The organism is Vulcanococcus limneticus LL, assembly GCF_002252705.1.
Classification (GTDB): domain Bacteria; phylum Cyanobacteriota; class Cyanobacteriia; order PCC-6307; family Cyanobiaceae; genus Vulcanococcus; species Vulcanococcus limneticus.
Genome location: NZ_NQLA01000079.1, coordinates 1 through 8,532, shown reverse-complemented (window position 1 = coordinate 8,532; position 8,532 = coordinate 1). Strand labels below are relative to the sequence as shown.

At 65.6% G+C, this 8,532-nt stretch carries 11 protein-coding genes; 5 read left to right on the top strand and 6 right to left on the bottom strand.

Annotated elements, in window-relative coordinates; translation table 11 throughout:
• Positions 1-229: 229 nt before the first annotated feature.
• Complete coding sequence (locus CJZ98_RS16745) at positions 230-2,056, top strand: pyruvate kinase (protein WP_157911060.1); 1,827 nt, start codon at positions 230-232, stop codon at positions 2,054-2,056.
• A gap of 417 nt (positions 2,057-2,473) precedes the next feature.
• On the opposite strand, the gene CJZ98_RS16740 is transcribed toward CJZ98_RS16745, so the two are convergent.
• A complete protein-coding gene (locus CJZ98_RS16740) occupies positions 2,474-2,752 on the bottom strand; it encodes a DUF1651 domain-containing protein (RefSeq protein WP_094592260.1) in 279 nt (92 codons plus the stop codon).
• Between the two features lie 8 nt (positions 2,753-2,760).
• On the bottom strand, positions 2,761-3,027 hold the full coding sequence (locus tag CJZ98_RS16735; RefSeq protein WP_094592258.1) for a galactose oxidase: 267 nt from the start codon (positions 3,025-3,027) through the stop codon (positions 2,761-2,763).
• 250 nt (positions 3,028-3,277) lie between these two features.
• Here CJZ98_RS16735 and CJZ98_RS16730 point away from each other — a divergent pair, with 250 nt between their 5' ends.
• Complete coding sequence (locus CJZ98_RS16730; protein WP_094592257.1) at positions 3,278-3,823, top strand: hypothetical protein; 546 nt, start codon at positions 3,278-3,280, stop codon at positions 3,821-3,823.
• Positions 3,820-4,530, top strand: coding sequence for a hypothetical protein (locus tag CJZ98_RS16725; protein ID WP_094592256.1), 711 nt, complete (start codon positions 3,820-3,822; stop codon positions 4,528-4,530). The genes CJZ98_RS16730 and CJZ98_RS16725 overlap by 4 nt, the downstream gene beginning before the upstream one ends.
• A 68-nt stretch (positions 4,531-4,598) precedes the next feature.
• On the opposite strand, the gene CJZ98_RS18565 is transcribed toward CJZ98_RS16725, so the two are convergent.
• The gene (locus CJZ98_RS18565; RefSeq protein WP_157911059.1) at positions 4,599-4,739 is read right to left on the bottom strand and encodes a hypothetical protein; all 141 of its coding nucleotides are present in this window, start codon (positions 4,737-4,739) and stop codon (positions 4,599-4,601) included.
• Between the two features lie 58 nt (positions 4,740-4,797).
• Between CJZ98_RS18565 and CJZ98_RS16720 the strand changes: the two genes are divergently transcribed.
• Together CJZ98_RS16720 and CJZ98_RS16715 are read left to right on the top strand one after the other, a co-directional pair.
• Positions 4,798-5,034 (top strand): FitA-like ribbon-helix-helix domain-containing protein, encoded by a 237-nt coding sequence (locus tag CJZ98_RS16720; RefSeq protein WP_094592255.1) that lies wholly within the window; start codon positions 4,798-4,800, stop codon positions 5,032-5,034.
• The gene (locus tag CJZ98_RS16715) at positions 5,021-5,443 is read left to right on the top strand and encodes a type II toxin-antitoxin system VapC family toxin (RefSeq protein WP_094592254.1); all 423 of its coding nucleotides are present in this window, start codon (positions 5,021-5,023) and stop codon (positions 5,441-5,443) included. The genes CJZ98_RS16720 and CJZ98_RS16715 overlap by 14 nt, the downstream gene beginning before the upstream one ends.
• 61 nt (positions 5,444-5,504) lie before the next feature.
• Here CJZ98_RS16715 and CJZ98_RS16710 read toward each other — a convergent pair whose 3' ends face one another.
• The 3 genes from CJZ98_RS16710 to CJZ98_RS16700 form a co-directional block, all read right to left on the bottom strand.
• Complete coding sequence (locus tag CJZ98_RS16710) at positions 5,505-5,999, bottom strand: hypothetical protein (RefSeq protein WP_094592253.1); 495 nt, start codon at positions 5,997-5,999, stop codon at positions 5,505-5,507.
• A gap of 63 nt (positions 6,000-6,062) precedes the next feature.
• Positions 6,063-6,464 (bottom strand): hypothetical protein, encoded by a 402-nt coding sequence (locus CJZ98_RS16705; protein ID WP_094592252.1) that lies wholly within the window; start codon positions 6,462-6,464, stop codon positions 6,063-6,065.
• Entirely contained in the window at positions 6,464-7,600 is a 1,137-nt protein-coding gene (locus tag CJZ98_RS16700; protein ID WP_198537921.1) for a hypothetical protein, read from the bottom strand. The genes CJZ98_RS16705 and CJZ98_RS16700 overlap by 1 nt, the downstream gene beginning before the upstream one ends.
• Positions 7,601-8,532 lie beyond the last annotated feature (932 nt).

The following is an 8,532-nucleotide window of genomic DNA, read 5'->3' as shown; positions in this document are numbered from 1 at the left end:
TTCTTTTTGCCTTGTTTGCCTTCTGGCTGCAGATCCTGAGCAGCCAGCTTGTAGCTCTGAGGTGCAACAAGCTGCCATCAAGCGTTGAGACAGCTGCGGCTTGATAATCACTCAGCAAGGCACCTGACTGCCAGAATCTGTATTGGCGGCAGCGGCTCCGACTTTCTCAGGAGGCCCTACTTGGTCTACGGCTGCCGTGCATCAGATTGGGGTACTTCGCCGAGCGTTCTTGGTCTCTGCTCTCTCCACTGATGTGGACTGCAACCTGCGGGAGGAACTGGAGCGCATCCAGTCCGCGCTATGGCACATCGAGGCCGAGGAGCAGGACACCCTCGCTGCTGTGGATGTCCGGTACCGGGCCAGCGCCCGCAACCTGCTCCACTTCATCGCCTTCCACCGCCACCATCCACCTCAGCTGGAGGCGGCGCTGCGGCAGCGGGGCCTGTGTTCGCTGACAGGGTGCGAACCCCACCTCCAGCAGTCCCTATCGGCGGTGCAGGGATGGTTGAGCCCGCTCCATGTCAACCCGGCGGAGCGTACGGGGCCGGACCTGCGGGAGGGGGCGCAGCTGCTGCAGGCCCACTGCGATCTTCTCTTCGGCCTCGGTGGCGGCGCTGAAGGCAACCATGACCGTACGGCGATGATGGTGACGCTTCCCTCCGGAGCTAGCCAGCATCCCGAGCTGATCAGGGAACTGGTGGAGGCCGGCATGAGCCTGGCCCGGATCAACTGTGCCCACGACGGACCGGACACCTGGCGGGAGCTGGTGCAACAGGTGCACGATGTCCGTGCCCGCACCGGCATGAATTGCCGGATTGCGATGGACCTTGCCGGTCCCAAACTGCGTACCTGGGGGCTGCCCCACCAAGAGGGCGTGATTGATGGTCGCCCGCAGCGGGACCGTCTGGGGCGTTTGCTGCGCCCGTTCCGTCTCCTGGCGACCGACGCAGCCATCGACAGAGTGATCGACGCGGCCAGGCCTGCGGCTGACGTGCTGCTGCTGCCCGTGGTCGGTTCAGGGTTGCAGCAGCTCCAGCTGGGCCAGCGGCTGCGGGGCCGTGACGCCTCCGGCCGCTGGCGCGAACTGGTGGTCGTGGAGACCCAGGCCAATGGGATTTTGCTGAGCTGCAACCAGCGCTGCCGCTTTATCGGTGGCCTGCGTTTTCAGCAGGAGGGCGGCAACGCCTGGCTCGAGGTGGCGAGCCTGCCTGCCGAGCCTGGAGTGCTGCTGCTGCATCAAGGTGACGCGCTGCGTCTCACGGCCGCGCCCACGCATGACAGCGCTGCGGTGGCTTGCACCCTGCCGGAGGTCTTCGCCCATCTGCAGGTGGGAGAACGGGTGCTGTTCGATGACGGCAGGATCGGCGGTGTGATCCACAGCGTCTCGCTGGCGGAGGTGGGCGTGACGATCACCCAGGCCCGGCCCCGCGGCAGCCGACTGCGGGACGACCAGGGCATCTACTTCCCCGACAGCGACCTCAGCATCCCGGCACTCACAGCCAAGGACCTCGACGACCTGGCCTTCGCCACCGAGCATGCCGATCTGCTGAGTTACTCCTTCGTCAACTGCGCGAGCGACATCGAGGCCTTGGAGATCGCCCTGCGCCGCCTCGGTCGCGAGGATCTGCCGGTGGTGCTGAAGATCGGGACCCGCCGAGCCTTCCTGAACCTGCCGCGACTTCTGCTGGCGGCGATGCGACGGCCTGCGCCCGTCGGCGTGATGATCGCCTGGGGCGACCTGGCGATCGAGTGCGGCTGGGAACACCTGGTGGAGATCCAGGAGGAGATCCTGCGCATCTGTGCCGCCGCCCATGTGCCCTGCACCTGGGCTACCCGGGGAGACATCACCGATGCCGCCATGGGGGCGCGTGCGGAGGTGGTGATGCTGAACAAGGGCCCTAACATCACCGCCATGGTCCGCACCCTGCGGGAGATCGTTGACCGGATGCCCGGCATCCACCACGGCGAACGGTCGGGTAACAATCCGCTGCTCTCGCGCCTTTCCTTCGGCAGTACCTGCCTTCCCAGTCTGGTTTCTCTGGGCTCGGAGCCATGAGATGGGATTACGGGTGGGGGCTGGATGGATCGGATCGCGCTGAATCCTCCCTGGAGGCGGTTGACGATCCAGCCAGTGCTCCATCACCCAGGATGGTTGTCTGACGGTCCTGGCGTGTCGCTGCTGTTTGCAGAAGAGCCCCGCCGTCCACGCACCGTCCAGGTGCCAGTGCCGGTTGCTCCGACCCCCTTGGGTCGGCACCACGGCTGAGCAGACAGACGCCCGGGGCCAACACCCCGGGCTTTGTTGCATCTGGGCTACCCCAAGAAGAAGAGCCCCCTGTGCTGAGGGCCCTTGCCCCTGTTGCGGGAGCTGTTGGTGAACCCCCGGTCGGGTGCCTACCTATCCTCTAACCCTTCCACGCCGTGGTGTGTGTGGGGCAAACCGGCGCCCCCACCACAGCCCCCACTAGACCCCTCACCACTGCGGTCCGCAGGGTCTCCAGCCCTCCTGCCGCTTCTGACGCCAGAGCGCGATCGCTTGCTCGCGGGTGAGCTCCTTGCGGCTTATGAGCAGCGGCACGGGCTGATCAGGCAGCAGTTCACCGCTGGTCACCTCCAGCCGCTGGGTCCAGCGGTCCCAAAGGGTCGGGCGGAAGTGCAGCACGCGGCGGCCGTCACCGAGCCAGCCCTCCCTGGGGGAGAGGGGCGGCCGCCTGCTGGCCCCAGCGCTCTGGCCCCTGGTGCTCGTGCCCATGGCACTGGTCATGCCCCTTCCGGCGCCCAGCCCCTCTGCCGCACCCGGTCATCGGTCCAGCCTTGGCAGCGGCGGGTGAGGTGCTCGCCATGGGCGATCAGGCCGCGGTGCAGCTGACAGGTGAGCAGCGGGATGCAGCTGGCACCGGCGTGGTGGCGAAACCAGTGGCAGGTCATGCAGACCTGCCGGCTGCGGCTGGTCTGGAGGACGGCCTGATCGAGGTAGGGCCAGTCTTCTGGACACGGCTCAGCGGAGACGGGGGAGGGAAGGACCACGGCGACACCAGAATGCGTACGCCTGTACTAGCAAGCTTTGGGCTGGTTGTCGCGCGGGCCGGCTGCTGGGGTTGCCCCAGGCCTTTGGCCCTGGGTTGCGGCTCTCGCTTGTTGCGTCCGCGGGGGGTCTCTGTTTGTGATGTCGCCCGACACCGTGCAGCCCACATCGCCGCGCGCCGATCGCCCCTGGCCGCACGACCCAGGAGAGTCCTATATTCGCTATTCGCAAACAGCGAATACGGTCTCCACTTTGGCGCGCTCCCCCTCCAATCCCCAGCTCGTCCTGCGGCCGCAGGATCTGGTGGTGTTGCTGCGCCTGGCCCTTGATCCAGGCCCCGCGCCCACCTATGCGGCCCTGGGCGCCGAGCTTGGCATGACGGCCTCAGAAGCCCATGCGGCGGTGGAACGTGCCGTGGCCGCCAAGCTTGCGATCAAGGGTGACGACAGCAAGGCGCAGGTCGTGCGGGCTGCTTTGAAGTCCTTTGTGCAACACGGTGCGCGCTACTGCTTTCCGGCCTGTCAGGGCGGACTCACCCGCGGCATTCCCACCGGCTACGCCGCCTCACCCCTGAGCGAACTGATTCGGCCGGGCAACGACCCGCCCCCGGTCTGGCCGTGGAAGAACGGCTCGGCCCGCGGCATCGCCCTCTATCCCCTCTACCCGAGTGTCCCCGAGGCGGCCGCCCGCAACCCGGCCCTGGGGGAGCTGCTGGCCCTGTTCGATGCGGTGCGTGGCGGCAGTGTTCGCGAACAGGCCATGGCCCTGGCCCTGCTGGAAGAGAGGCTGCAGCCATGAACCCGAATGACCCCAACGTCGCCCTGCTCGAACGAGCGGCTGAGCAGTTGGGTGAGGCCCTGCTCGATCACCTGGTGTTTGTCGGCGGGGCCGTGGCCGGCGTGTTGATCACAGATCCGGCCATGCCGGACATCCGACCCACCCAGGATGTGGATGTGATCTGCCGCGTGATCGCCAGGGCTGACTACCACCAGCTGGGGATGCAACTGCGGCAGCGTGGCTTCCAGGAGGACACCAGGCCAGGAGCACCCCTGTGCCGCTGGTGTACGGACGACCTCGTGCTCGATCTGATGCCAACCCAGTGCGACATTCTGGGTTTCTCCAATCGCTGGTATCCCCTGGCTCTGGATACCGCACAGCTTCAAGGGCTGCCTAGCGGCAGCTCGATACGAATCGTGACGGCGCCCGTGTTCGTGGCCACCAAGCTGGAGGCTTTTCACGGTCGCGGCAACGGAGATTTTCTCTTCAGCCACGATCTGGAAGACCTGATGGCCGTGGTGGACGGCCGAGAGTCGTTGCTGGAGGAGTGCCGGCAGAGCCCACCTGAGCTGCGCAACGATCTCGCGGAACAATTCAATAACCTGCTGAACACCGCCGCCTTCATCGACGCCCTTCCTGCATTCCTCCCGCCTGATCAGGCAAGTCAGCAGCGGCTACCTGATCTGCTGAAGACGCTGCGTGCCATCACGGCTCTGGCTGAAGATTGATCCGCAGTTCGGAGTAGCCGGTGGCGTCCAGGGCCTGGTGCAGGTCGCCCGGTTTCAATCGCAGCGGCTCAGAGCTCCAGTTCCCTGGTGAGATTGGGGTCCCGCTCCAGGTCCAGCTCCTTGGCCTCCACCAGCGGTAAGCGACGGATGAACGCCACCAGCGACTCCCCGTCGTGCTGGCGTTGGAATGCCTGAGCTGAGAGCACCACCGCCTGGCTCCACGGGGATTGACGCCGCTAGCGTTGCGATCACTCAAGGGGTGGCGCCATGGCCGACCTGCTGGTGCGCGGGGTGGATGAGGAGCTGGTGAAGGCGCTCAAGAAGCGGGCGGGCGCCCATGGGCGCAGCGCCGAGGCTGAGCACCGGGCGATCCTGGCGGCGGCGTTGCTGACGCCCCCGCGGCGCAACCTGGCCGAACTGCTCGCCTCCATGCCGGATGTGGGCCGCGATGCTGATTTCCAGCGGCTCGATGGGCCCGGCGAGGCGGCGGATGTTTTTGGTTGACACCAATGTGATCAGCGAAGCCCGCAAGGGCCGCCGCGCGGATCCCGGTGTCGTGGCCTTCTGGGCCGACGTGGCCCGCCTGCAGACGCCCCTCTTCCTGGCGTCCGTCACCATCGGTGAACTGCGCCGCGGTGTGGAGCTGATCCGTCACCGCGGCGATCACCAGCAGGCCGAGCTGCTCGAACGGTGGTTGGCTCAGGTGCTCGACGCCTACGGCGAGCGGGTGCTGGCGCTCGATGGCGACGGGGCCCAGCTCTGGGGTCGCCTGCGCGTCCCCGATCCGCACCACGCGATCGACAAGCAGATCGCTGCCATCGCCCTGCTGCATGACCTGACGGTCGTGACCCGCAACACCGCGGACTTTGCGGGCACGGGGGTGCGGCTGCTGAATCCGTTCCAAGGATCCTGATCGCGCCTGGCTGTGGATGAGGGCGCTGCCGACCACCGGCGCAGCCCAGGGACCTCAGGCCTCAGTCCTTGACCGATCTCACCTCCCAGAAGCTGGCGCCGAGACTGCAGGTGGCCTCACCGCTGTGCTGCTCGTAGGTCTGGCGGGCCTTGAGTTGGCATTCGAGCTCCTTGCAGCTGAGGCTGTAGCGCCACTGTCTGCGGCCGGGGCGGCGCAGCAGCAGGGTCTGGGGGGCGATGCGGTAGCCGTTGCCGTCCTTGCCGGCGGGCAGCTGCTGCTGCAGATCGCCACGCAGGTGGGCCAGCCGCAGCTGGTCGTGGAGCTGCTTCTGCTCCTCGGCCAGGGCCTCCTGCTCCTCCTTGAGCGTCAGCAGACGGGCGACGCAGCCCTGGATCGCGTCGGGGGAGAAGCGGGGATCGACGAAGCCGGCGCTGGCGGGCAGGACGCCGAGGCCTGCCAGGAGCAGCAGGGCTTCCGGTGAGCCCGGGGCGGGTTCAGCGCTGGGGGCGGCCAGGGCGGTGACGACGGGAGTGGTAGCGATCGGGGTGGCGGTCATGGGCGATAGGGAGTGGGTAAGGGGGACAGAGGTGGTGGGGGCGATGTGGCCGCTGGAGACCCTTCAGGCGCTCATGGCCTGCAGCTGGCTGAGGGCCTCCACCAGTTCGCCTCGGCGCAGCAGCTCGATCGGGGCCGGCAGGGAGGTGCGATCGATGGGGTAGCTGCGCAGCAGCGCCCGCAGCTCCACCACCGACAGCTCCTCCCAGGCGGGATCCAGTCGGCGGCTGGTACTGGTGCCACTGCTGGGGCCGCTGGCGGAGTCCGGCTGGGCTTCGGCCAGCGGCTGACACCAGGCCTCAGGCGCCGGACCGGGGCTGGCAGGGGACGCAGCACCCAACTGGCCCGAGAGCTGGGCCACCAGCTCGGCCAGGCCGCGCACGGCCGTGAGCAGAGCGGCCTGCAGCTCAGCCTGCGTCGCGCCACTGCAGGCGCAGGGCCGCTGGGTCTGGGGACGGGTGTTCATCAGACCACCACCTGAAAGACGACCGAGGGGGTGTGGAGCTTGCGCTCGCTCTTGGGGCAGTAGGCCTCCCACTCCGCCGCGAACGGGTAGGGGGCGATGCCGGTGGTGTCCTGCAGATCCACCTTGAGGCCATCGATGCCGGTGGCGGTGACGATGTGGACGTTCTGGGCGGCCTTGCTGCAGAAGTTCAGGCCGGCCTCGGCATAGGCGTTGCTGCCCACCAGCGAGGCATTGCGGGCGTGATAGTCGCCGATGGCGGTGGCGTGCAGGTGCCCGAAGAGTGTGTAGTCGACCGTGATGCCCTGGCTGGCGTACTTGCCGGCGATCTCCTGGACCGACTTCTGCAGGTTCGATCCGATCTGGTGGCCGTGCAGACACAGGAAGGTGCGGCCCAGCACTTCAAAGAGGAGTTCGTTAGCGCGGAAGCCGCAGAAGCGGATGCCGCTGGTGTTCGCGAAGCCGCGGCGGAGGATCTCGTAGATCATCAGGTCGTAGCTGTCGGTGGCCAGGGCATCGCTCCAGCCCAGCTCCTTGCTCACGCGGCTCTCGTTGCCGGTGATGCCGTAGACCTCCACGGCCAGATCGCTGCGCAGATCCAGCAGGAAGGCCCGCAGGATGTCGACCGCCAGCAGGGTGGCCTTGGAGCGGTTGGTGGCGTTGCTGAGCAGTTCATCCAGGCGCCGGTCGCTGTTGAGGAAATCCCCCAGACAGGCCACCACCACCTTGCGGGCGCCAAAGCAGCGGGCCAGTTGTTTGACGCGGCCGGCGAGCTTGGCCAGCCGCGCGGCGGCCACCGTGAAGTCGTAGCGGTTGGAGGGCAGCTCGACGCGCTCGTTGAAGTGCAGATCGCTGAGCTGCACGATCAGCACCGATTCGCCGCCATCCGGGATGGGGCTGAGGGGCACAGCGCTGGTGAAGCCGCGCTGATCGAGCAGGGCGCCGAGTTCGCGGGTGTAGGCGGCGACGGCGTTCTCGATGCGGGCGTGCTCGCGGAAGGCCTTGCGCTCGATGCGGTTGCTGTCGGCCAGGGCCTGGCGGCTCTTGGCCAGACGCACGTTGAACTGCAGGAGGTCGCGGTCAGGGTTGCCGTTTGGGCAGGGGTTGTCGCCGCTGGGGCGACGGTGCACACATCCCATGGACACTCGCAGGGGAGGAAGGCTACCGGCGGTGGGTGGGATCTATTGCAGCAGTGATCGTTTTGAGGAACTGCATGTCTTTAAGGACCACGTGGTGTACCCCACTTGGCGGTCGAGGTCGATGTGTCCGCGGGAACCTGTGCATAGCGGCCCTGTGAACCGGCGCTACCCTTGATGGGCTTGAGTCAGAAAGGCTTGTGCTGCAGTCGTCTGGCAAGTTGCCTGTCCGGCGATGCGCCGTGGTTCTCGGAAAGGGGCATCCTGTGGCTGGCTGCTCTCAGAAACTATCTAGCAAGCGTTATATGCACATTAACATCTCCAGATGACAATAAATCTGATCCGGCAAGAGCTCTCGCGTTTTCTGAGAGGCGAGGACGCAGAGGTTCTTGCGCTAAGTGGTAAATGGGGCATTGGAAAGACTTACAGTTGGAGCAAGTTTCTTCAGCAAGCAAATAGGCTGAATGGGATCTCACGGCAACGCTATGCCTATGTATCGTTGTTTGGCGTCACCTCGCTCAATGAACTAAAGTACACCATCTTTGAACAGTCAATTGACTGTAGATTGATTGGTATGCAGCCTACAATTGGTACTCTGCAAAGCAATACGACAGGCATTGCCAAGTCACTAGGTAGAAAGTCATGGAGAATTATTACGCAGTCTGCCTTTGTGAAGAATGCATCCCCCGCGCTTGATGCACTTGCATTCTTCTCGGTTCGCGACACATTAATCTGCCTAGACGACTTAGAGCGCCGCGGGCGAGCACTTCCTGCTCTTGACGTGCTAGGCCTTGTATCATTTTTGAAAGAGCAGCGAAACTGCAAGATTGCTATTCTCTTAAGGGCACCTCGAATAATCAGCAAATCGCAGAGGTTCTGAAGACATGAAGAAGCCGCCAAAGAGGCGGCAGAGAAGGAGAATGCTATATCGAACA

Coding starts and splice junctions, on each gene's coding strand:
- CJZ98_RS16740 (WP_094592260.1), bottom strand. CDS start 2,752: ATGGGCACGAGCACCAGGGGCCAGAGCGCTGGGGCCAGCAGGCGGCCG.
- CJZ98_RS16725 (WP_094592256.1), top strand. CDS start 3,820: ATGAACCCGAATGACCCCAACGTCGCCCTGCTCGAACGAGCGGCTGAG.
- CJZ98_RS16720 (WP_094592255.1), top strand. CDS start 4,798: ATGGCCGACCTGCTGGTGCGCGGGGTGGATGAGGAGCTGGTGAAGGCG.
- CJZ98_RS16715 (WP_094592254.1), top strand. CDS start 5,021: ATGTTTTTGGTTGACACCAATGTGATCAGCGAAGCCCGCAAGGGCCGC.
- CJZ98_RS16710 (WP_094592253.1), bottom strand. CDS start 5,999: ATGACCGCCACCCCGATCGCTACCACTCCCGTCGTCACCGCCCTGGCC.
- CJZ98_RS16705 (WP_094592252.1), bottom strand. CDS start 6,464: ATGAACACCCGTCCCCAGACCCAGCGGCCCTGCGCCTGCAGTGGCGCG.
- CJZ98_RS16700 (WP_198537921.1), bottom strand. CDS start 7,600: ATGGGATGTGTGCACCGTCGCCCCAGCGGCGACAACCCCTGCCCAAAC.